This is a genomic window from Pseudomonas sp. LFS044, from assembly GCF_047978245.1.
Classification (GTDB): Bacteria; Pseudomonadota; Gammaproteobacteria; order Pseudomonadales; family Pseudomonadaceae; genus Aquipseudomonas.
Map to the genome: position 1 here is coordinate 151,958 of NZ_JBFPFX010000002.1, position 21,882 is coordinate 173,839.

Here is a 21,882-nt window from a genome sequence, read left to right on the forward strand (position 1 = left end):
GGTGGGTATCCGTGACAAGTGTTTCGGCGAGCGTAGCATTGCGCAGCGGCTGGCCTGGCATTCATGACGGACATTTCATGTTGGCTGTACCGGCCCTATCGCCGGCAAGCCGGCTCCCACAGGTACGCTGTAGGAGCGGGCTTGCCCGCGATAGGGCCGGTACAGCCAACAGTTACCCCAAAGCCTCCACCACCTTGGGGTCCAACCCCTCCCCTGCATGGGCCGCCACCCACTCCCCCAACTGCCTGCGCATCGCCGGTGTCCAGAAGCTCTGCAAATGCTGGCGCACCCCTTTTACCGCCAGCGCATGGTCCGGCTCGCTGTCGAAATAATGGGCAATCTGGTTGGCCATCTTGACCAGGTTGTCGCTGCTCATCGGCGCACCTCGGCTTTCTCCGGTTTTTCGGCCGCACGGCGCTCCTTGAGCAAGCGCCGCTGTTCATCACTGAAGTCCTGGTAGCGCTTCTGCCATTCCGACGGGTGGAACACCTTCACCACCTCCACCGCCGTGACCTTGTACTCAGGGCAGTTGGTGGCCCAGTCGGAGTTGTCGGTGGTAATCACGTTGGCGCCGGACTCGGGGAAGTGGAACGTGGTGTACACCACCCCGGGTGCCACCCGGCGGCTGACCTTGGCGCGCAGTACCGTCTGCCCGGCGCGGCTGCCGATGCCGACCCAGTCGCCGTCGCGGATGCCACGGCTTTCAGCGTCGCTCGGGTGCAGTTCGAGGCGGTCGGCGTCGTGCCAGGCGGTATTGCCGGTACGGCGGGTCTGGGCGCCGACGTTGTACTGGCTGAGGATGCGCCCGGTGGTCAGCAGCAGCGGGTAGCGGCTATTGACCTTCTCGTCGGTGGGCACATAACCGGTGAGCATGAAACGCCCCTTGCCGCGCACGAACTGGTCGATGTGCATAGTGGGCGTGCCATCGGGCGCGGCGTCGTTGCACGGCCACTGCAGGCTGCCATGGCGGTCGAGCTCGGCGTAGCTGACGCGGCGGAAGCTCGGCGTCAGGCGGGCGATCTCGTCCATGATCTCGGACGGGTGGCGGTAGCTCATCGGGTAGCCCAGCGCGTTGGCCAAGGCCACGGTGGCCTCCCAGTCGGCCTTGCCGGCCAGCGGCTGCATCACCTTGCGCACCCGCGAGATGCGGCGCTCGGCGTTGGTGAAGGTGCCGTCCTTTTCCAGGAACGAGCTGCCCGGCAGGAACACGTGGGCGAACTTGGCGGTTTCGTTGAGGAAGATGTCCTGCACCACCACGCACTCCATGGCGCGCAGCGCAGCGGTGACGTGCTGGGTGTTGGGGTCGCTCTGGGCGATGTCCTCGCCTTGGCAGTACAGCGCCTTGAAGCTGCCGTCCAGCGCGGCCTCGAACATGTTGGGGATGCGCAGGCCCGGGTCCGGCTGCAAGGTCACGCCCCAGGCTTGCTCGAACTCGGCGCGCACGCCCTCGTTGGAAATATGCCGGTAGCCTGGCAATTCATGCGGGAACGAACCCATGTCGCACGAGCCTTGCACGTTGTTCTGCCCACGCAGCGGGTTCACCCCTACCCCTTCGCGGCCGATGTTGCCGGTGGCCATGGCCAGGTTGGCGATGCCCATGACCGCGGTGCTGCCCTGGCTGTGTTCGGTCACGCCCAGGCCATAGTAGATCGCCGCGTTACCGCCGGTGGCATACAGCCGGGCGGCGGCGCGGATCTGCTCGGCGGGCACGCCGCACACGGGCCCCAGTACTTCTGGGGCGTTCTCTGGCTGGCTGACGAAGTCGCGCCAGCGGGCGAAGTCTTCGGTTTCGCAGCGGGCGTCGATGAAGCGCTGGGCCAACAGGCCCTCGTTGACGATCACATGGGCCAATGCGTTGAGCATGGCCACGTTGGTGCCGGGGCGCAGCTGCAGGTGCAGTTCGGCGCGTGCGTGGGGCGAATCGACCAGGTCGATGCGCCGGGGGTCGATGACGACCAACCGTGCGCCCTGGCGCAGGCGGCGCTTGAGCTGCGAGCCGAACACCGGGTGGGCATCGGTGGGGTTGGCACCGATCACCAGAATCACGTCGGCCTGCATCACCGAATCGAAACTCTGGGTGCCGGCCGACTCGCCGAGGGTCTGCTTGAGGCCATAGCCGGTGGGCGAATGGCAGACCCGCGCGCAGGTGTCGACGTTGTTGTTGCCAAACGCCGTGCGCACCAGCTTTTGCACCAGGTAGGCTTCTTCGTTGGTGCAGCGGCTGGAGGTGATGCCACCAATCGAGTCACGCCCGTACTTGAGCTGGATGCGCCGGAATTCGCTGGCCGCGTAGGTGACGGCTTCGTCCCAGCTGACCTCCTGCCACGGGTCTTCGAGGCGCTTGCGGATCATCGGTTTGGTGATGCGGTCGGGGTGGGTGGCGTAGCCCCAGGCGAAGCGGCCTTTGACGCAGGCATGGCCGTGGTTGGCGCCGCCGTTCTTGTCCGGGACCATGCGCACCAACTGGTCGCCCTTCATCTCGGCGCGGAACGAGCAACCGACGCCGCAGTAGGCGCACGTGGTAATCACCGAGCGCTCGGGCTGGCCGATCTGCACTAGGCTTTTCTCGGTCAGGGTTGCGGTCGGGCAGGCCTGCACGCAGGCGCCGCACGACACGCATTCGGAAGACAGAAAGTCGTCGCCACCTGCGGCCGCTACACGCGATTCGAAACCGCGCCCGGTGATGGTCAGGGCGAAGGTGCCCTGGATGTCTTCGCAGGCGCGCACGCAGCGGCTGCAGACGATGCACTTGCTGGGTTCGTAGTCGAAGTACGGGTTGGAAACGTCTTTTTTCTCGGCCAGGTGGTTGGCGCCGTCATACCCGTAGCGCACCTCGCGCAGGCCGACCTGCCCGGCGACGGTCTGCAGCTCGCAGTTGCCGTTGGCCGAACAGGTCAGGCAGTCCAGCGGGTGGTCGGAGATGTACAGCTCCATCACGTTGCGGCGCAGGTCGGCCAGGCGTGGAGTTTGCGTGCGCACCACCATGCCTTCGCTCACCGGGGTGGTGCACGAGGCCGGATAGCCGCGCATGCCGTCGATCTCGACCATGCACAGGCGGCACGAGCCGAACGCTTCCAGGCTGTCGGTCGCGCAGAGCTTGGGGATATGGGTGCCGAGCATCGCGGCGGCGCGCATCACCGAAGTGCCCGCGGGCACACTGATGCTGCGGCCGTCGATGTCGAGGTTGACCTGCACATCGCTCTGGCGTGCCGGGGTACCGAGATCGGTCTCGGGGTCGAAGTAATTGATCACTGCGCGGCCTCCGTGGTGGTCAGCCCGAAATCGGCGGGGAAGTACTTGAGGGCGCTGGCCACCGGGTAGGCAGTCATGCCGCCCATGGCGCACAGCGAGCCGTACTGCAGGGTGTCGCACAGGTCGCGCAGCAGCAGCGCCTGGTCGTGGCGTTCGGTGAAGTCACGGGTGGCGATCAGGCGGTCGACCACCTCCATGCCGCGGGTCGAGCCGATGCGGCATGGCGTGCATTTGCCGCACGACTCTTCGGCGCAGAACTGCAACGCGAAGCGCGCCATGCTGGCCATGTTCAGGGTGTCGTCGGCCACCACCACGCCGCCGTGGCCCAGCATCGCGCCCATGGCGGCGAAGGCCTCGTAGTCCAATGGCGTGTCGAAGTGGCTGGGCGGCACCCAGGCGCCGAGCGGGCCACCGACCTGCGCGGCCTTCAGTGGCCGGCCGCTGGCGGTGCCGCCGCCGTAGCCTTCCACCAGCTCACGCAAGGTCAGGCCGAAGGCACGCTCCACCAGGCCACCGTGGCGGATGTTGCCGGCCAGCTGGAACGGCATGGTGCCTAACGAACGGCCCATGCCGAAATCGCGATAGAACGCCGCGCCCCTGGCCAGGATGATCGGCACCGAGGCCAGGGTGAGCACGTTGTGCACCAGCGTCGGCAGGCCGAAAAGGCCCTGCAGCGCCGGCAGCGGCGGTTTTGCGCGGACGATGCCGCGCTTGCCTTCGATGGATTCGAGCAGCGCGGTTTCCTCGCCGCAGATATAGGCGCCAGCGCCGACCCGTACTTCCAGGTCGAAGGCAAGGCCGCTGCCGGCCACGTCGTTCCCCAGGTAGCCGGCAGCTCGGGCGATGGCGAAGGCTTGCTCGAGCACGCGGATCGCGTCGGGGTATTCCGAGCGCACGTAGATGTAGCCCTTGTCGGCACCCACGGCGAGCCCGGCGATGATCATGCCTTCGATCAGCAGGAACGGGTCGCCTTCCATCAGCATACGGTCGGCAAAGGTGCCCGAGTCGCCTTCGTCGGCGTTGCACACCACGTACTTCTGCCCTGCCCCGGCGTCGCGCACGGTGCGCCACTTGATGCCCGCCGGGAACGCCGCGCCGCCGCGGCCGCGCAGGCCGGAGTCGAGCACGGCGGCGACCACTGCAGCGCCGCCCAGCGCAACAGCGCTTTGCAGGCCTATGAAGCCGCCGTGCGCACGGTAATCCTCCAGCGAAAGCGGCCGGGTGACACCCGCGCGGGCGAATAGCAGGCGCTGTTGGGTTTTCAGATAAGGGATTGCCTCCACAAGCCCCAATGCAAGCGAATGGCCACCGGGTTGCCCGGCCAACGCGTCCAGCAATGACGGCGCGTCTTCAGGGGTAACCGGGCCGAAGCCTTGGCGGCCTTCTGCGCTTTCGCACTCCACCAGCGGCTCGAGCCAATACAGCCCACGTGCACTAGTACGCTGGATATCCAGCGGCAACTGGCGGCGTTCGGCCTCGCGCTGCAAGGCCTCGACGACCTGGTCGGCACCCACGGCACGGGCCACCGAATCGCAGGGGATAAACAGCTTCAACATGCTGTGTCCTCCAGGCAACCGTTCACCAGCGACCGCAGCCGCTCGGGGGTGAGGCGCGCATGCAGCTGGCCGTCCAGCTCCAGGGCCGGCGAGCAGGCGCAGGCACCCAGGCAATACACCGGGCGCAGGCTGATGGCGCCGTCGGCGCTGGTGCCATGGTCGTCCAGCGCCAGCTGTTCACGCAGTTGCGCGGCCAGGGCTTCGCTGCCACGGCTCTGGCACGACTCGGCGCGGCACAGGCGCAGGGTGTGCCGGGCGGGCGGCGAGGTACGGAAATCGTGGTAGAAGCTGATTACCCCGCGCACCTCGGCCAGGCTGAGGTTGAGGGCGTGGGCAATGTCAGGCACGGCGGCATCGGGGATGAAACCGACGCTTTGCTGAACGGCATGCAGGATCGGCAACAATGCGCCGGGAGTACCCTGGTGGCGGTTCAGGATGCTGTGGATCACGGGCAGGTGGAGCAATTCATCAGGCATACAGCGGACCTCGGCATCACGGCCCCCGCCTGTTGTTGTCAGTGGGCAGGTAACCGGCGTGTTCTGCTGCGGCACACCGCCCACGTCACGGTAGCGTGGTTGTCGGCAGCCTCCTTGCCGATGGCCGTGCGTCTGCGCGCACTGGGCTCAAGGGCATCCCACAAGCATGGCACTTGTGGCGCCGAAGGGATGCGCGCGAACGACCAGGCGCATCCTGAAACCGACCAGAGGGCGAGTCGGCCCAGCACCACATACGGGTCGCGGTCAGCTGTTTTTGCGCATGCCCATGTGCGCATCGTCCATCAGTGCCTTGGCCATCTCGCACAGGTAATGCGAGGCCCAGACCAGCGCGGGTTCGTTGTCCATCACACCTATGAAGGACGCGCGCCGCGAGCAGTCCATCAATATCGAGGCCTGCTCGATGGCATGGGTACTGCAGTTGCCGGGCTCTACGCGGAACAGTCGCTTTCCTTTGACCACGCCTTCCATGCAGTTTGCCGAGCCCACGGTGAAGCCCAGCCTGCCGATGCCCTCTGGGAGTGCCTCGTCCATTTTCAATCCTCTTGATCTGTTGGGGCTGTGCGGGCCGCTTCGCGGGATGAACCCCGCCCCCACAGGCCTGCGCTGTACCTGTAGGAGCGGGTTTACCCGCGAAGAGGCCGCATAGACGCTGAAGTGGCCAGGCTAGTGCAACGTGCGCACCTGCCGCCTGCCCTTCAACTGCACCTGGGCAATCGCCGACTCCAGCAATGTGCGCACCGCTTCCATTTCGTGCATCACGGTCATGGTCATGATGGTGGCGGGAGATTTGGGCAACGTGGTGATGGCTTGATGGGCCACGGCCAGGCCGCACAGCAGGCATTCGGTGGCTTCGATCAGGGTGTCTTCGAGGTAGTGGGATGAATCGGGGGAATAAGGGGGATCGGGGACTATTTTGATCATGGCAACTCCAAACAAAATGAGTGGGGCCGTCGCCATATCACTTGCAGATGATTGGGTGGCGGCTGCGCACGGGCCTGCAAGACCGGACTTGGAGGCCTTTTATCCGGCTGGTCCGAAAACCACCCGCACGCAGCCACCATTGAAAATCAACAGTAACTGAGGCCAAAACCAAGTTCGGGCTTGCAGACCCGGCCGCTGTTTTTTTCCAGCGACCCGGCGAGACTAGAGGGCTCAGGTTTCCATCGCAATGGCTCAAAGGCGCGATGAGGATGATTCAGAAAAGGACTACACGCTAGGGGAAAAATCTGATTCCTTTCTTGTAGGAACCACTAGAAAACAACCCGTTTTTCCCTCTAAGGAAATACCCCGTCACACCTACAAAAGCTCAATGGGAAGCGTAACGATCAGCCGATTCTCGGTAAAATCGTTCGCGCCAAAATCACGCCCGACCTTCGCATTGATCCAGCGAACACTAAGCCCCTGCAGCCTGCGAAACTGAAACGTATAGGTCAGCGCCACATCCCGCTCCCATTCCCGCCCATCCGCAGTGTCGGCATTGTTGATATGGTCGCCATGGGTATAGCGCGCCAACAGCATCAACCCTGGTATGCCCAACGCTGCAAAGTTGTAGTCGTAACGCAGTTGCCAGGACCGTTCGTTGGCATACACGAAGGTGTTGGCGAACATGTCATTGGCCAGGGTGCTGCCCAGCGTGCGATCGAGGGTGACCCAGCCGTCCTCCCCGTACATCCGCTGCAACCCCAGATAGAATCGATGGCCACCGTGCGCGGCAGAGACCAGCAGTGACGCCGCCTGGTTATCCAGCTGCCCTGCGTAGGCATGCCCCGTGTCGCGAGTATCGAAGGCACCGAGCACACCGCTGAGTGTCCAGCCCCCAACCGGCCGAGCGTGAGAAATGCTGAAGTAGTTCTGCCGGTAGATATCTTGCAGTTCAGCCGTCCACGCGCCCACAACCGAGTCTTTAGCCAACGCGTACTCACCGCCAAAATAAGTGAAGCGGTCCGCTGTCGCGGTGGCCACGGTGCGGCCACCGATCGACGGGTAAAGGTCTTCGCTGTCCGCCGCGCTTCGCGGGCTGAATGAGTGGATGCGCCCCGCGTGCAGCGTGAGGTGCTCTATGTCGTTTGAGGTCAGCATGGCGCCCTGAAAGGTTTGCGGCAGTAACCGGCCGTCATTGAAGCGCAGGATGGGCAGCTCGGGCATCAGTTCACCCAGCCTTAGTTCAGTGTGCGAAATACGCACCTTGGCCGTCAGGCCCAGCCGACCATATTCACCGGGTGCGCGGCCATCATCATGGTCATAAGGCAGCAGCTCCGTGCCCGTGCGGTCAGGGCTGCTATCCAGCTTCACACCCCATAACCCCAGCACATCCAGGCCAGCGCCGACAGCCCCTGGGCTGAAGCCCGAAGTGGCTTTGAAGATGAACCCCTGAGCCCATTCCTGGCGCTGGCTTTGCACCGCGCCAGCATCGCTGTAGTCACGATCGAAGTAATAATTACGCAGCAATAACGTTGCCTTGCTCTCGTTCAGCACGCCCGCATCGGCATCCACCGTGCAGGCAGACAGGCACAGCAACCCCGCCCAACCAGTGGGGAGTTTCACATTCAACATGGCGAATTCCTTTGTTGTACTTGTTGTGGAATACGGCGGATGTCAGTTACTGCACCAGCAACAGCGCCCCGGACACGAAGGCGAAGATGAGCACGAAACGGCGCAGGCGCGTTTCATCGAGGTAATGGCGCGCCCAGTTGCTGGCTATCACCCCCAGCGCCAAGGGCAGACACAGCGCCAGCACCGGCGAAACCTGTTCGGTATGCAGATGCCCGCCCAGGGCCAACACCACCAGCGAGATCACCTCCCCCACCAGAAAACACAGCGCGACAGACCCCCTCAACGTGGCCACCGGGGAGTGCTGGTACACCAGGGCAAGCGGCGGGCCACCCACCCCAGTGGCGGTTTCGGTGATGCCCGTGATCACCCCCGTCGAAATCAGCGCCCGCCGCCCGGGCACGAACGACGGCGCCATCCAGGTAACCAGGCAGGCGGCGATGGTCGACAATCCGATAAACACATTGAGTTGCGACAGCGGCAGCCAGAGCAGTATCCAAACACCGCCGAACGTGCCAGCGAAGCGCCCCAGGGTTATCCACGAACTGCCTCTGAAATCGATGGCACTGCGCTCGCGCCAGGCGACCGCGGCGTTCAATGGCAACATGAGAATCAGCAGACTCACAGGTAGCGTTTCAGGCGCCAACAAGCCCATCACCGGTGCAACGATCAGCGCGAAGCCCATCCCCGTTGCACCCTGAATGAGCGCACCGCACGCGACGGCGACAGCAATGATGTACAGGGGGTCGAAAGGTAGATTCATCTTCAATCGTTCCAGGTGTGTCATGCCACAGTCGGCAGGGGATGCACTTTATGGATGGGGGCCTGGTGCACGGCGTTTCTGGCCAGTTCATCGACCTGGCGCATTAGCGACCGCGCGTCCCAATCCGTCGGCCACCCCTGCCACAGGCGCACATTGCCCTGCACCACCACCGCCTGGATCTGGTCGCGATTGGCCAGCCTGACCAAGTCCCAGCTGAGGTTCCAAGACGGCAGCAACTCGGGCACCGCCAGGTCCACGAGCAGGAAGTCCGCCGCGTAGCCGGCAGCGATGCGCCCGGTTAGCTTGCCCAGGCCAAGGGCATCGGCGGCGTGGCAGGTGCCCATGTCCAGCCATAGCTGACCACCCCCACACACCGAGTCGCCCACCGGCAAACCATGGGCAAAGCGTTGCGCAGCCTCGGCATGGTCGAGCAAACGGAACCCGTCACCGCGGGTGCCGTCGGTGCCGAGCGCGACAGGAATATTCAGGCAATGCATCAGATGCGCCTGGGCCACTGCATTGCCTTTCCAGGCACTGGCCACCGGGTTGTAACTGACCGCGGCACCGCTGTCGCGCAACAGGCAGATCTCGTTGGGCGTAAGCAGCGTTGCATGGGCAAGCAACGCCCCAGGCCCAAGCGCGCCGGCCCGGTGCAGGTGCTCCAAAGGCCGCACGCCGTAGCGTTCGAGCGAGCGCTCGACGGCCACCAGATGCTCGTTGACGTGGCTCTGGAACACCCAGCCCGCTTCATGGCATAGCCGGTACACCGCGCCCAAGGTCTTGTCGGTGGCGATCTCCGGGATGGGAATCGCCAGGGACGGTGTGATCAAGGGGTCGTTGGCCCAGGCCGACAGGTGATGCTCAGCCAGCGAAAGCACGTGGCTGGGGTCGAGTACCCGCTCGCCTTCGAGGTCGTTGCAGGTTTTGGCAAGCACGCAACGCATGCCCACTTCACGCACCGCCTGGGCGATGGCCTCGACGCCTTCCTTCGAGCGGGTACCGGCATCGCAGACCGTGGTGAATCCGCCGCGCAGCGATTCGAACGCAGCCAGTTTGCTGGTCAGGTACAACAGGTCGGTATCGAGCGAGCCCTCAAGGGGGATCCAGACACGGCGGAAAATCTCCGAGGGCTCACCAAACACCAAGCCCTTGCCAAAGCTCTGGCTGAGGTGGTGATGGGTGTCGATGAAGCCCGGCATCAACAACTGGTTTTCCAGGCGGCGGACCGTGTGGCCAGGGTAACGGCCTTGCAGTAGCGCCAGCGGGCCAACATCGGCGAAAAGCCCATCGACCACCAGCACGGCCTGATCGCGCCGCGGCCCTTCGGGCAGCAGCAGCCACTCAGGGGCTAACAGTTGACCAGCCGCAATCAGTTGTTCAGGCGAAAGCGCCAAGTGATTGGAAACAGTGCAGTTCATAAGTAAGCCTTGATGTGCGAGTCAGGGGTTGATCAGCTTTGCCTTGGCTTCTGCCGGGGAGGCTTGCGCGCCAGTGCAGTGAAAGAGGAAATTCATGACGGCCGCAGTGAGCGCGCCCATGGCGACGCCATTGCCGAGCAAGCCGGCCAGGCCGCTGGGGAACTGGCTGTAAACGCCGGGGACGAGAATCGGCAGCAAGCCGACGGCCAGTGCGATCGACACCACGTACAGGTTGCCGTGGCTGCGCATGTCCACTTTGCGCAGCATGTCGATGCCCATGGTGCCGACGATGGCGAACACGATCAGGCTGGTACCGCCGACCACGGCCTCAGGCACACCCTCGATCAGCCGCGCCAACGGGGCGAGCACCGCAAACAGCAACAGCAGCACGCCGGACACGGCAGTCACATAGCGTGAGCGCACCTGCGTGGCACGGATTACACCGATGTTTTCGCCGCTGGTGATGATCAGCGAAGTGCCCATGAAGCCACCCAGGATCGACGTCAGGGCATCGGCGCGAATGGTGCGCACCACATCACGGTCTACATCCAGGGGTTTATCCACCGCCTCACTGATGGCCACGGTCTGCCCCGTGGCCTCGACCATCGAAACCAGGCAGAACAGCATCAGCGGGATGGAAGCGAACAAGTCGAAGTGCGGCACGCCGAAGGGCATGAAGGCTGGCAGGCTGAACAGCGGATAAACGCCCGCCGAGTGATCGAATGCGCCCATGGCGACCGCCAGCACACTGCCCCCCAGCAACCCGAGCAAAATCGACAGCTGCGCCAACATCCCGCGCAACAGCCGTGCGCAGACGACCGTGATACCGATGGTGGCAAAGGCCAGCAGCAGCTGCTCAGGCGCAGCAAAGCTGCTGCTGCCGGGTTGGCCGACGATCAACTGGCCCGAGAGCTTGACCAGGTTTACCGCGACCAGCAGCAGCATGGTGCCGACCACTACGGAAGGGAAAAACCGCAGCAGGCGCCGGAACAGCGGCAGCACCAGAAAGTAGAACGCGCCGGTCAGGATTACAGCCCCCGACGCCGTCGCAACGCCGTTTTGCTGGGCGATCAGGATGAACAGCATGATCGGTGCGCCGCCCGGAAGCATGATGAACGGCAGCCGGGCGCCACAGCCTCGCAACCCCAGCGACTGTAAAAGCGTGCCCAAGCCGCAGACCAGAAAGGTAGCGCTCAGCAACTGCAGCGTCAGTTCACCTGAAAAGCCCAACGCAGTGGCCATCAGGAACACCGAGGCAATGGGCGATGCGGCCATCACCAGCACATGCTGGGCGCCGAACATCAACAACTGGCGCCAGGGCAAGCGTTCATCAACAGGGCAAACAAGCTTGTTTTCGTACTTCGGCATATCCCACCTCGAGATGAGCCAGCTGAGCGGCTCACTGAATTATTGTTATTTGGAGCTGGAGGAAGCCGCCTGGAAAATGAAGGCATTTCCCAGACCAAATCGATTTTAATTGTTACCCAAATCGATTTGGGTGAAATCTAGACCCAACCCTTTGCAGTGTCAATGCAGCTTCACCAATGGGCAGCAAGTAGCCGCTGACTACGAGGCAGCGTATAACTGCGGCCATCGCTTAAAGAGCCCTCCAGCCCATGCCCAGCAGCACACCTCGTCGCCTCACCATTGCCGATGTCGCCGACGCCGCGGGCGTTTCGCGCACTACCGTTTCTCACGCACTGAACGACCGCGGCCAGGTCGATCCGGAGACACGGGCACTGGTGAAGGCCGTTGCCGAGCGCCTCGGGTACAGCCCCAACTTGCGCGCTCAGCGCCTGCGTACCGGCCGCGCCAATGCCATCGCCCTGCTCTCTTCGATGCCCTTTGCGGTTGCCGGTGGCTCTTCGCGCCTTGGGTTCCTGATGGAAATTGCCGCGACCGCAACAGAAGCCGCACTGCGCCAGGGCGTGGCGTTGGTCTTGGTGCCCCCGATGGATGAAGCGCAAGCCCTGCTGGGCACCCTGGATATAGACGGTGCAGTGATCATCGAGCCGGTGGCCAATGACCCGCACGTGGCGTGCTTGCGCAAACGCGGCGTAAAAATGGTGTCCATCGGGCGTCAACCCGAGGCGCAAGACGCGCTGCCGTATGTCGACATGCATGGCGAACAGACCGGCGCACTGCTGCTGGAGCACCTGCATCAACAAGGCGCACGGCGCATCGGCCTGCTAATCGGGGTTCAGTCCAGGCATTCCTATCTGGACATGGAGCGGGCCTACCGCGCCTATTGCACGCAGCATGACCAGGTGCCGGCGATTGTCCGGGCAGACGAAGGCGGTGGCGAAGCAGCAGGCGCGGCGGCGTGCCTGGACCTGCTGCAGGCGTACCCCGACATCGACGGTTTGTGTGTGCCGGTAGATGCCTTCGCGGCAGGCGCGGTACGTGCGCTGCGCGATAGCACGCTGAACGTTCCTCGGGACGTAAAGGTGGTCACCCGCTATGACGGCTTGCGCGCGCGCGAATGCTCGCCGCCGCTGACATCGCTGAACATGCACCTGGAAGACGTGGCGGCACTGGCCATCGAACTGCTCTTCGAACACATCAACGGCACTGGGCAGCGCCAGCGCATCGATGCGCCCATGCCAACCCTGGTTCAGCGTGAATCAACCCGGCAATCGTAGCCAGCGCCGCGCCGAGAATGACGCTCGATACATTTTCCATGCCCCGTTGACGTTATTTTCACACCCTCCCCACTAGCGTCACTTCCTCTCCGGCAGCCCGCACATTGGGTTGCCGCCATGGTTCAATGAGGCACACGTGGCAAACACCGCATCCCCATCCACCGCAAAGCGTGTGGACTGGGCCGGCCTGGGCTGGCTCCTGCTGTTCTTCTGGTATTTTTCCGGCGTCACCCAGGCGCTGTTGATGTTCAGCGGCACCACCGGTTTCGCCGGTTTTCGCAACGCATTGTTCCTCAGCACCTTGTGGCTGGTACCCGTGCTGCTGTGGCCCCGTGCAACCCGCGCCACCGCCGCCGTCATCGGCCTGGTGCTGTGGGCTGCCTCGCTGGTTGGCCTGAGCTACTTCGGCATCTATGGCCAGGAATTCTCGCAAAGCGTGATCTTCGTGATGTTCGAGTCGAACACCGCTGAAGCAGGCGAGTACTTCAGCCAATACTTCAACATCTGGCTGATGCTGGGGCTGCTGCTGTACACCGTTGGTGCGGTGCTGCTGTGGAAACGCCTGCGCCCGGTCACCCTGCCCCTGCGCAGCCGCCTGCCGATTGCCGTGCTGCTGCTGGCTGCCAACCTGGTTTTGCCGTTCTACAAGCAGATGGTCACCCAGGAGCGCAATTTCGCCGATGCCGCGGAGAAAGTGCAGCAACGCATGGAGCCTGCCGTACCGTGGCAGCTGGTGGTCGGCTACCGGCAATATCGCCAGCAGCTCGACAACATGCAGACCCTGCTGGCCCAGAACGCCTCCCTGCCGCCGCTGCAAAACCTGCAGGACAGCAGCGGTGACGCGCCGCGCACCTTGGTGCTGGTGCTGGGCGAGTCCACCACCCGCGAGCACATGCACCTGTACGGCTACAACCGCGACACCACGCCCAACCTCGACGCACTGGCCGCCAGCGACAAGAGCCTGACCGTGTTCCGCGACGTGGTGTCGCCGCGCCCCTACACCATCGAAGTGATGCAGCAGATCCTCACCTTCGGTAACGAGCAGCACCCCGACCGCTTCCTCACCGACCCGTCGTTGATCAACCTGATGAAGCAGGCCGGCTACAAGACCTTCTGGATCACCAACCAGCAGACCATGACCAAACGCAACACCATGCTCACCACCTTCTCGCAGCAGACCGACGCGCCGGTGTACCTGAACAACCAGCGCAGCCAGAATGCCAGCCAGTACGACGACGTGGTGCTGGCACCGTTCGACAAGGCCCTGCAGGACCCGGCGCAAAAGAAGTTGATCATCGTGCACCTGCTGGGCACGCACATGGATTACCGCTACCGGTACCCGGACAACTACCAGCATTTCACCGACCGCCAGGGCGTGCCGACGGCACTGAATGACGAGCAGGTGAAAACCTACAACTTCTACGACAACGCGGTGCGCTACAACGACTACGTGGTGTCGAGCCTGATCAAGCGCTATTCGGCGACCACCCCCAACGGCTTTTTGCTGTACCTGTCCGACCATGGCGAAGACGTCTACAGCTCCGGCAAGCACGACCGCCTGGGCCGCAACGAAGGCGCCCCGACCCGGCCGATGTACACCATCCCGTTCCTGTTGTGGACCTCACCCAGCTGGCAAGCCGCCCACCCTCGCGACCTGCAGGCCATGGCCAACCGGCCCTACAGCAGCTCGCACCTGATCCACACGCTGTCGGACCTGGCTGGGCTCAGTTATGACCGCTACGAACCGGCGAAAAGCCTGGTGAACCCACTGTTTGTGGTGGCGCCGCGCTGGATCGGTGACCCGTATCGGCAGGATGGGCTGCATGAATTTGATTTGCTGCCGATGGACAAGGCGCAGCGGGTGCAGGAGACCGCCGCGAACGGCAAGGCCGTACCAAGCAAGATGTGACACAGCTAGTATGTCGGCCCCTGCCCGATGGGCGGGCGGACGCCGGCCACTCGTGGTAACTAGGCAACTTTTTTTGAAGGCTGATCCGGGCGGGGCACAGTACCGCGCCATCGGCCTTTTTCCCTTGTTCTGATGGTTGCCGTAGACCCGAATGTCTCTAGACATCCGCTTCTCGCCGGCAAGCCGGCTCCCTCAGAAATATCACCAGTCTCCGGGCCTGCGCGGTACCTGTGGGAGCCGGGCTTGCCGGCGATGGGCCGCGAAGCGGCCCCGGCATTCGGATGTCCACTATGGGCCGAAATAGGTCAGTGGTGACCGGCTGCTTTCGACCCGAAGCGGTCCCTACATGCCCTGGGGTTAGTGCGGTGTTCGGATGTGTTCGCCTTTAAATCTTCAGCGCCTATGAGATCGAGCGCCGCCCGCGCGGCGCATCGCGGATAAATCCGCTCCTACGTTTGTTTCAGGCCAGTAACGTCAGTGACAGACGCGCGCGAACCCTTGTTTGTACGACTCGATATTGCGTCATGCACCAAGGCGGTCGCGCGCACCCCTCCGACATAATTGGCCAAAAACAAATGTAGGAGCGGATTTATCCGCGATGCGCCGCGCGGGCGGCGCTCGATCTCATAGGCGCAGACGATGTCATGGCGAACGTCCGCAATGGGTCGAAAGCTATGGTTTGCCCCATTTTTTGCCCCATCTGCTCAAGAGCGCCTGTCGCAAATTTGACCAATGCAATCTGATCTCTGAGCGAGATTGCTGCGATATGTGCGCTCAGAGTTGAGAGGGTTTCGCCTGTATTGGGGCTGCTGCGCAGCCCATCGCAGGCAAGCCAGCTCCTACAGGTGCAGCGTAGCGTTTGAAATTTATGCTTCCGACGCTGGTGCTGGTGCTGGTTGCCAACGATGGACTGTAGTGTGGAATGGCGTGTAGGGCCTCATGTCGCCCCAACAGCATTCGAAGGACGTGTTTCCGGACGAACCGCGATCTCTCTTGGTAAACTAGCTGCCTTCTCTCCTCAAGCGAACAGGGCCTGTGTAGAAGGCTTAACAATCTGCCCTGCGTGCGCTGCCCGTTGCCACGGGCATTTGCTACACGTTGCAGCCCGGTTGCTACATCGCAGCCTTCGCTTGCTGAAATCACCCTGAAAACCCCGAATCCGGTATGAAACACGTTGAACGAAATGACTGCAAAATCAGGCTCTAACCCAGTTGCGACAAGGCCTGAGCCGTCGCGCCGGTTCTCCGTTGCCCCCATGATGGATTGGGCAGGTTTTTCCCACAGCCCGCGCAATCCATAGCTCCAGTCACCACACGGCGCCATTCGTACCAATTTTGTACCATCGAACCTGTCAGAATTACATCTTCCTATTCCTCTTGGTTGAAGAAACGGGCAATCTGCCTTGAATAGACGCTGGCTCATTACGGAAGAGCAAGGTTCACCCATGAGTAAAAAGAAAAGATCATCATTTAACCGCCACCTCGCAACGTTTCAGATACTTGACAATCGCAACGTTGTTGGCGAATTAGAGCTCGGTGGAAAAAAAACCAACGTCCGAATTCATTTGGACAACCCTATAGAATCCCAAAACATCGTTAAAGGCACTGGAGTATCATACTCCGGACAAAAAATAACGTTAATCGACTGCATAAGCCAACCACCTTCCCTCATTCAAACTAATGATGACGAGTTCAAGTATTATGCAAACATATTTCCTCATTATGTTGCTATTGGATCACACCATTTTGATCCAGACGAAAACTGCATCAAGCGAATAAGCTTTAAACCCAAAGACATCTACACGCTTTTCTACGACCATGATTTATTCGGACACAGGTTCTCCACTCGCGAGGACCTTGAGGCACTACTGAAAGATGAAACTCGCCCCATCACAATCGGTGAATCTCCGCACTTAATCTACTTCAGTGGAAAATATTGCGCCATAGAAGTCATTACAGCCATCGGTAAGATATCAGTCCATCACAGACCAGCATTTAATACGCGCCCTCCTGCGAGCGCACATATCGACAACCGAATGTTGATCTCCATAGACTTCCACTCACCGCTAACATTTAAAAAAGCGATGGAGAATCTTTTGGTTCTTAACTGCTTCTTATCTTATATAGCGGGGCGTGTCCAAGGCATAAAGAACATAGAAACTGAAACCTCCATTGACACTGCGACAATACCGCAACCATTAGCAGTATTCGCTAGCTACGCAACAAAAACATCAGCCAAAGGTCGCTACCATAATCCTCATGTGGGAGACATCCCCCTCAACCCAATTGATTCGCCAGACGAATTCAAGACAGTTATAACAAACTGGATTGACCGCCATCATGAATGGGCCGCATCTAGGTGGAGGTATGTGGGATGCTTGGAAAAAGGAGATCTTTACGACATAGATAGAATCGTAGCTGCAGCCAACATGTTTGACATCCTTCCTTCAAATGCGATTCCCATTCCAGCATCAATATCAGCAGAGCTTGAAGAAGCACGAAAGGAATGTCGAAAAATTTTCAAAAAACTTCCAATCTCACCAGACCGAAACAGCATACTGAATTCGTTAGGCCGAATTGGAAAACCTTCACTCCCTAAAAAAGTGAACTCTAGACTAGAAATTGTAACGAACCACTTCGGCAAGTCACTACCCGAGCTCTCTACAGCATGCACAACGGGTGTGAAAATTAGAAATTACTTTGTACATGGCTCATTAGATGGCATCAATTACACAAAAATACAACCTTTGATTCCATTTTTGACAGATGCTCTTGAGTTCGTTTTCTCCGCATCAGATTTGATCGAAGCAGGCTGGGACGCTAAAAAGTGGCTAAACAATCATCATGGGTTTGGGCATAGCTTCAGCCGATTCCTGATACGATATAAAGAACATATTGATGACTTACTTAAAGCTCTTGAAAGTGACACGACAAACAACTAGAACTGGAAGGATAAAAATATGACAGATAACGTCGAGAAAGTCTTATTTGCCGAATTCCTAGAGTCTTCTCCACCCAATCAATTCATCGCAATAAATGATTTGACCCACAAATTCCATGCCCCCACCTCATCGTATCCGGCACTACACCAGCCTGCTATTCAACTATACTGCAATAACGATCTTTGTAACGGCATCCGATTCTTCCGATCCCTTACGCCTTCGATCAGATTCGATAATGACACAACCCGAGATCTTTTCTTAACATATCGCTGCGGCAACTGCCAAAAGACCACAAAACAATTTGCGTTTAGAGCCCAAACCGATGAAACCGGTTATTCGGGGACTGTTCATAAATATGGTGAATACCCACCATATGGGCCACCCACCCCTCCCAAACTATTAAAATTAATTGGTCCTGACCGGGATCTCTTCCTTAAAGGAAGACGCTGCGAGAATCAAGGCCTCGGCGTGGGCGCCTTCGTATATTACCGGAGAGTTATCGAGAACCAAAAAAACAGGATCCTCAGCGAAGTTAAAAAAGTTCTTGAAACTCTAAACGCCCCCACCAGCACCATTGAAACAATTGATAACGCAATCAATGAAACGCAATTTTCAAAATCATTAGACATTGCCAACCCCACCATACCCGAAGCTTTATTCATCAACGGTTACAACCCCCTAAAGCTGGTATATCGCGCCCTGAGCGATGGCATCCACAACCATTCCGACGAGCACTGCCTGGAACAAGCCGCGTCAATACGAATAGTACTCGGAGAACTCTCTGAGCGACTTGCGCAGGCACTGAAAGATGAAGCAGAGCTCACGCACGCACTGAACAAACTCCTAAACCAACACTAGTGACTCAGAGCGTCACACGGGGCCAAGCATGTGCGCTTCCATTACTAGGTTGAGACATGCCCATGCCACTTCACGACATCGATAACAGCCTGCTTGGAAGCTTTATGATTACTGACAACTGCTATGGGGCGATATGTTTTTCCCACCTCGATCCTTCAGGAACTAAGTTTTTCGGTTTCTCCGAATTTCTAACAGGGCTCGCCCTTATGGTTCTTGCCTGGACGATAGGAGATGTCCGCTATCGCTTTCGAATTCGAGCGGCGCCCGTCCCACTCCTCTCAGCGACCTATGTCATTGTATGTGGGGTAGGCATTTTGACGCTGATTACTGACCTATGGCGTGCTCAAGGCTGGCTGGTTCCGGAAGGAAAAATTATCTCGCCGGCGTTATGGCAAGCCCTCATAGGCGCCATTTTTTTTCTAACGTTCTTAACTTGGGCGTGGTTCGCTTTCATACGCCCACCTCAGTTTGGGAGGAGTAATGCTAAGCGTTTTGCTCAAACGCTCTATCGACACATAGTAAAAGGTGACCCGGCAGAGCTTTCAATAATTTCTGATGAGTTGGCGACTTCTGCGGGAGCACTTATACGATATGCACCTGACAGATATAGAACTGGAAAGCAGGCGGACGAATTTCGGGAAGGTAAAGTGCCGCAACGGCTGACCAATACCGAAGCGTACGCTCACGACATACTTCTTCTCATAGCAGACAAACGTCTGTGCAGTGCCATTGTTAATTCTTCCCCCATAACTGCTCTCGCAATCTTCGAAGAAATTAATAACCAGGGGAAATATGGCGTTGCAATTCGGACATTTGCCAAGAATATCGTTAGGGAGGCACTCAGCAACCCCAATTCATTCCTCTACCATGAAACAGACGTTTATGAGTCCGGTCTAATTGGTCACCTGAGACCACTTAGCCAAGCTATGTTCTCCAACCCTAAAACCATCGAAAGCATAGATTCACTACTAGATCCTGACTTGTTAGGGAATAGGAAATGGAGTGCGCCTCAATGGGCCGCCTACTGCAGGTTAGTGCTAGTCGCTATTCAAGGATATGCAGACGCGAAGATCCTCACTCATTCCCGCCCATTAAAGAGAGCAACTGACTATCTTGTTTCTGCGACCTCAGACCTCTACACGGTTAACGGCCTAGTCAATAGCTACGAAAGTGAACCGGTACAAAAATTACAGGAAATAATGAATTTCGTAAAAGAAGCCATTGAAATCCTCGACAAACATAGCACCCCTCAAGAAATAAATCTTCGCATAAGAGTTGCATACGGGCGCCCTTATGACTCCATATACGACGACATAGCATCCATCCTTTTTGAAACAATTTATCATGCATCAAACGTAAAATCACCATGGTGGGACTGCTGGACGATACAACACAACACGATATGGAGTAAACTACAATTCGCCCTGACCGGCCCTGCGGGACGTGCTATCAGACATAAGCTACACCGCTTACTCTACAACGAAATTATTCATATGGAAGAATTCCCCAATTTCAAAAGCTCTGCAATTTTGGCTTACTGCCTTAATGTTTTGGGTTTGAATATTCCTAATGGAGACTTCCATAAAGAGTGCCGACCATTGCACAAGTCCACCCTTGCGTGGACGATAAGAAATTACACCAAGTTACATACAAACTATCCTCGCGTAGCTGAAGCATGCTTGCCGGACAGAATCACTTATGACGCCGATAGCAATCAGCTTATTAAAACATACCCAGCAGAGGGATTGAAAAATGAACCAAGCTCAGTCTATTTAAAGCTAGACCCAATCAGCTAACTTCAGACTCAAAGCGGTCGTCGAGGGAGGACTGACGACCATGGACATCAATGATGTCAGTCAGCACCTCACGCCATGCTTCAGAGCCCACAGTCGCGCAGCCTCAGCAACTCCAACATAACGGGCAATTGATCGGCATCGACTTCACCGCGCCGATACGCTGACACCGCCAACAACGATAGTACTGTTCCTCGCCCGTCTGGATCGGCGATCAGCGCAGATTGGTCGCTCAGTTCGACCATCCACCCCTGCGGTAGCCTGAGCGCGCTGAAGAGATAGTGCGAACGGGTTGTCGAGTCGCCGGCGATTTTAAGTGGCATGCCGTACGCAAAGCGGTGGGCAATATCCGAAATCAGGGGGCTGAACTGATAGAACCTGAGAATTGAATAAACCTCAGCCAACGCTGGGACAGCAGCTTTAGCGGCTAAAACTACTGAACTGCCCCAGCTACCAGCAAAAAGTTTAGCTAAAGAAATCTTCAAATAAAGAAATCTTTAAATCTTCAAATGTAGAAATCTACATTCCAACCAATGTTCAAATGAACCAAAACGCTTTTACGCAAAACCGCAAAAACGCACGCAGCCCACTGCGCACGGGCCTCGGGCTGGGAGCGACTCCTCACGCCCCAACTCAAATAAACTGTTGACAAGATTCAAAAGACTCATATTAAATTCGCTACCAACGTGGACTCGAAGCCATCTCACACAACCGCTGAGCGCTAAAGCTCACCTTGGAGAAAGTATGTCGACCTTCAATTTGTTACTTATTCTTTGCATTGAGGTTTTCAGATGGCTTCACTTACTTCAATTAGAAAAGTTGCTCCATTACTGAAGGCTGCCAATTCATGATTACCAGTTCTCCGGTAATCTCCGCCTTGCCCTGTCGCTGGTTTGTGTTGCTATAGCGGATGTCCAAGCATTCGAAGTGAAAGCCGTCGAAGGCTCGCCTGATGTCCGGGTGGTCGTTGATGCTGACCATCACCTTGCCCTTGCAGCGGCGCATGAAGTCCGCCATGCGTTCGTATTCCTCGAAAGGGAAATCCACGCCATAGCCGGCGGTCTGCCAGTAAGGCGGGTCCATGTAGAAGAACGTGTGCGCTCGATCATAGCGTTCGGCGCAAGCGAGCCAGGACAGGTTCTCGACGTAGGTGCCGGCGAGGCGCTGCCAGGCAGCCGACAAATTTTCTTCGATGCGCAGCAGGTTGATGGCCGGCCCAGTGGTGGCGGTACCGAATGTCTGTCCGGTGACCTTGCCACCGAAGGCGTGCTGCTGCAGGTAGAAGAACCGAGCGGCACGCTGGATATCGGTCAGAGTCTCCGGGCGCGTCATCTTCTGCCATTCGAAGATCTGGCGGGAGCTGAGCGCCCACTTGAACTGGCGCACGAACTCCTCTAGGTGGTTCTGCACAACACGGTAAAGGGTGACCAGGTCACCGTTGAGATCGTTCAGCACCTCCACCGGGGCGGGCTGGGGACGCATGAAGAACAAGGCGGCACCGCCGGCGAAGACTTCGACATAGCATTCATGAGGGGGAAAGAGAGGGATCAAGCGGTCGGCCAGGCGGCGTTTGCCACCCATCCAGGGGATGATTGGAGAGGTCATAGATATGCAAGTCTTTACTGTATGGATAAACAGGTGTTAGGCTCGCCGCGCTTTGTGCACAAGGCAGAGGCCACGGCTGGACTTGCAGGAAGGGTCTG

Annotated in this window: 17 protein-coding genes; 5 read left to right on the forward strand and 12 right to left on the reverse strand. The window is 58.9% G+C overall.

From position 1 onward, the window contains the following. Window positions 1-172: 172 nt before the first annotated feature. From ACNQPL_RS02255 to ACNQPL_RS02300, 10 genes are all read right to left on the reverse strand, one after another. The gene (locus ACNQPL_RS02255; protein ID WP_346615809.1) at window positions 173-376 is read right to left on the reverse strand and encodes a formate dehydrogenase subunit delta; all 204 of its coding nucleotides are present in this window, start codon (window positions 374-376) and stop codon (window positions 173-175) included. Then, the gene (fdhF, locus tag ACNQPL_RS02260) at window positions 373-3,252 is read right to left on the reverse strand and encodes a formate dehydrogenase subunit alpha (protein WP_416465644.1); all 2,880 of its coding nucleotides are present in this window, start codon (window positions 3,250-3,252) and stop codon (window positions 373-375) included. Before fdhF ends, ACNQPL_RS02255 begins: the two co-directional genes overlap by 4 nt. Next, on the reverse strand, window positions 3,249-4,808 hold the full coding sequence (locus tag ACNQPL_RS02265; RefSeq protein ID WP_416465647.1) for a formate dehydrogenase beta subunit: 1,560 nt from the start codon (window positions 4,806-4,808) through the stop codon (window positions 3,249-3,251). The genes fdhF and ACNQPL_RS02265 overlap by 4 nt, the downstream gene beginning before the upstream one ends. Continuing rightward, window positions 4,802-5,284, reverse strand: a complete 483-nt coding sequence (locus ACNQPL_RS02270) for a formate dehydrogenase subunit gamma (protein WP_346615812.1) — start codon at window positions 5,282-5,284, stop codon at window positions 4,802-4,804. The genes ACNQPL_RS02265 and ACNQPL_RS02270 overlap by 7 nt, the downstream gene beginning before the upstream one ends. A 264-nt stretch (window positions 5,285-5,548) precedes the next feature. Continuing rightward, a complete protein-coding gene (locus ACNQPL_RS02275) occupies window positions 5,549-5,836 on the reverse strand; it encodes a DUF3077 domain-containing protein (RefSeq protein ID WP_416465651.1) in 288 nt (95 codons plus the stop codon). Window positions 5,837-5,968: 132 nt separating this feature from the next. Then, window positions 5,969-6,226: a hypothetical protein gene (locus tag ACNQPL_RS02280; protein ID WP_416465653.1), complete on the reverse strand. Its 258-nt coding sequence runs from the start codon at window positions 6,224-6,226 to the stop codon at window positions 5,969-5,971. 375 nt (window positions 6,227-6,601) lie between these two features. After that, window positions 6,602-7,858, reverse strand: a complete 1,257-nt coding sequence (locus tag ACNQPL_RS02285; RefSeq protein WP_416465656.1) for an OprD family porin — start codon at window positions 7,856-7,858, stop codon at window positions 6,602-6,604. Window positions 7,859-7,904: 46 nt separating this feature from the next. Next, window positions 7,905-8,618, reverse strand: a complete 714-nt coding sequence (locus ACNQPL_RS02290) for a sulfite exporter TauE/SafE family protein (protein WP_346615816.1) — start codon at window positions 8,616-8,618, stop codon at window positions 7,905-7,907. Between the two features lie 20 nt (window positions 8,619-8,638). Continuing rightward, complete coding sequence (locus ACNQPL_RS02295) at window positions 8,639-10,036, reverse strand: amidohydrolase family protein (RefSeq protein ID WP_346615817.1); 1,398 nt, start codon at window positions 10,034-10,036, stop codon at window positions 8,639-8,641. Window positions 10,037-10,057: 21 nt separating this feature from the next. Further along, entirely contained in the window at window positions 10,058-11,404 is a 1,347-nt protein-coding gene (locus tag ACNQPL_RS02300; RefSeq protein WP_346615818.1) for a uracil-xanthine permease family protein, read from the reverse strand. Between the two features lie 248 nt (window positions 11,405-11,652). Between ACNQPL_RS02300 and ACNQPL_RS02305 the strand changes: the two genes are divergently transcribed. The 5 genes from ACNQPL_RS02305 (at window position 11,653) to ACNQPL_RS02325 (ending at window position 20,182) form a co-directional block, all read left to right on the forward strand. Further along, window positions 11,653-12,678 carry a LacI family DNA-binding transcriptional regulator gene (locus tag ACNQPL_RS02305; RefSeq protein WP_346615819.1) on the forward strand — a complete coding sequence of 342 codons (1,026 nt, stop codon included), beginning with the start codon at window positions 11,653-11,655 and terminating at the stop codon, window positions 12,676-12,678. A gap of 136 nt (window positions 12,679-12,814) precedes the next feature. Beyond that, entirely contained in the window at window positions 12,815-14,587 is a 1,773-nt protein-coding gene (locus tag ACNQPL_RS02310) for a phosphoethanolamine transferase CptA (RefSeq protein WP_416465659.1), read from the forward strand. A gap of 1,444 nt (window positions 14,588-16,031) precedes the next feature. Continuing rightward, window positions 16,032-17,528 carry a HEPN domain-containing protein gene (locus ACNQPL_RS02315; protein ID WP_416465661.1) on the forward strand — a complete coding sequence of 499 codons (1,497 nt, stop codon included), beginning with the start codon at window positions 16,032-16,034 and terminating at the stop codon, window positions 17,526-17,528. 18 nt (window positions 17,529-17,546) lie between these two features. Continuing rightward, on the forward strand, window positions 17,547-18,386 hold the full coding sequence (locus ACNQPL_RS02320) for a hypothetical protein (RefSeq protein WP_416465663.1): 840 nt from the start codon (window positions 17,547-17,549) through the stop codon (window positions 18,384-18,386). 56 nt (window positions 18,387-18,442) lie between these two features. Next, entirely contained in the window at window positions 18,443-20,182 is a 1,740-nt protein-coding gene (locus ACNQPL_RS02325) for a hypothetical protein (RefSeq protein WP_416465665.1), read from the forward strand. 80 nt (window positions 20,183-20,262) lie between these two features. Here ACNQPL_RS02325 and ACNQPL_RS02330 read toward each other — a convergent pair whose 3' ends face one another. Both ACNQPL_RS02330 and ACNQPL_RS02335 read right to left on the reverse strand, forming a co-directional pair. Next, window positions 20,263-20,664: a hypothetical protein gene (locus tag ACNQPL_RS02330; protein WP_416465667.1), complete on the reverse strand. Its 402-nt coding sequence runs from the start codon at window positions 20,662-20,664 to the stop codon at window positions 20,263-20,265. Window positions 20,665-20,989: 325 nt separating this feature from the next. Beyond that, entirely contained in the window at window positions 20,990-21,784 is a 795-nt protein-coding gene (locus ACNQPL_RS02335; protein ID WP_416465669.1) for a DNA adenine methylase, read from the reverse strand. Window positions 21,785-21,882: the final 98 nt, after the last annotated feature.

Coding starts and splice junctions, on each gene's coding strand:
- ACNQPL_RS02275 (WP_416465651.1), bottom strand. CDS start 5,836: ATGGACGAGGCACTCCCAGAGGGCATCGGCAGGCTGGGCTTCACCGTG.
- ACNQPL_RS02280 (WP_416465653.1), bottom strand. CDS start 6,226: ATGATCAAAATAGTCCCCGATCCCCCTTATTCCCCCGATTCATCCCAC.
- ACNQPL_RS02320 (WP_416465663.1), top strand. CDS start 17,547: ATGACAGATAACGTCGAGAAAGTCTTATTTGCCGAATTCCTAGAGTCT.
- ACNQPL_RS02300 (WP_346615818.1), bottom strand. CDS start 11,404: ATGCCGAAGTACGAAAACAAGCTTGTTTGCCCTGTTGATGAACGCTTG.
- ACNQPL_RS02295 (WP_346615817.1), bottom strand. CDS start 10,036: ATGAACTGCACTGTTTCCAATCACTTGGCGCTTTCGCCTGAACAACTG.
- ACNQPL_RS02335 (WP_416465669.1), bottom strand. CDS start 21,784: ATGACCTCTCCAATCATCCCCTGGATGGGTGGCAAACGCCGCCTGGCC.
- ACNQPL_RS02270 (WP_346615812.1), bottom strand. CDS start 5,284: ATGCCTGATGAATTGCTCCACCTGCCCGTGATCCACAGCATCCTGAAC.
- ACNQPL_RS02285 (WP_416465656.1), bottom strand. CDS start 7,858: ATGTTGAATGTGAAACTCCCCACTGGTTGGGCGGGGTTGCTGTGCCTG.
- ACNQPL_RS02305 (WP_346615819.1), top strand. CDS start 11,653: ATGCCCAGCAGCACACCTCGTCGCCTCACCATTGCCGATGTCGCCGAC.
- ACNQPL_RS02325 (WP_416465665.1), top strand. CDS start 18,443: ATGCCCATGCCACTTCACGACATCGATAACAGCCTGCTTGGAAGCTTT.
- ACNQPL_RS02255 (WP_346615809.1), bottom strand. CDS start 376: ATGAGCAGCGACAACCTGGTCAAGATGGCCAACCAGATTGCCCATTAT.
- ACNQPL_RS02290 (WP_346615816.1), bottom strand. CDS start 8,618: ATGAATCTACCTTTCGACCCCCTGTACATCATTGCTGTCGCCGTCGCG.
- ACNQPL_RS02265 (WP_416465647.1), bottom strand. CDS start 4,808: ATGTTGAAGCTGTTTATCCCCTGCGATTCGGTGGCCCGTGCCGTGGGT.
- ACNQPL_RS02315 (WP_416465661.1), top strand. CDS start 16,032: ATGAGTAAAAAGAAAAGATCATCATTTAACCGCCACCTCGCAACGTTT.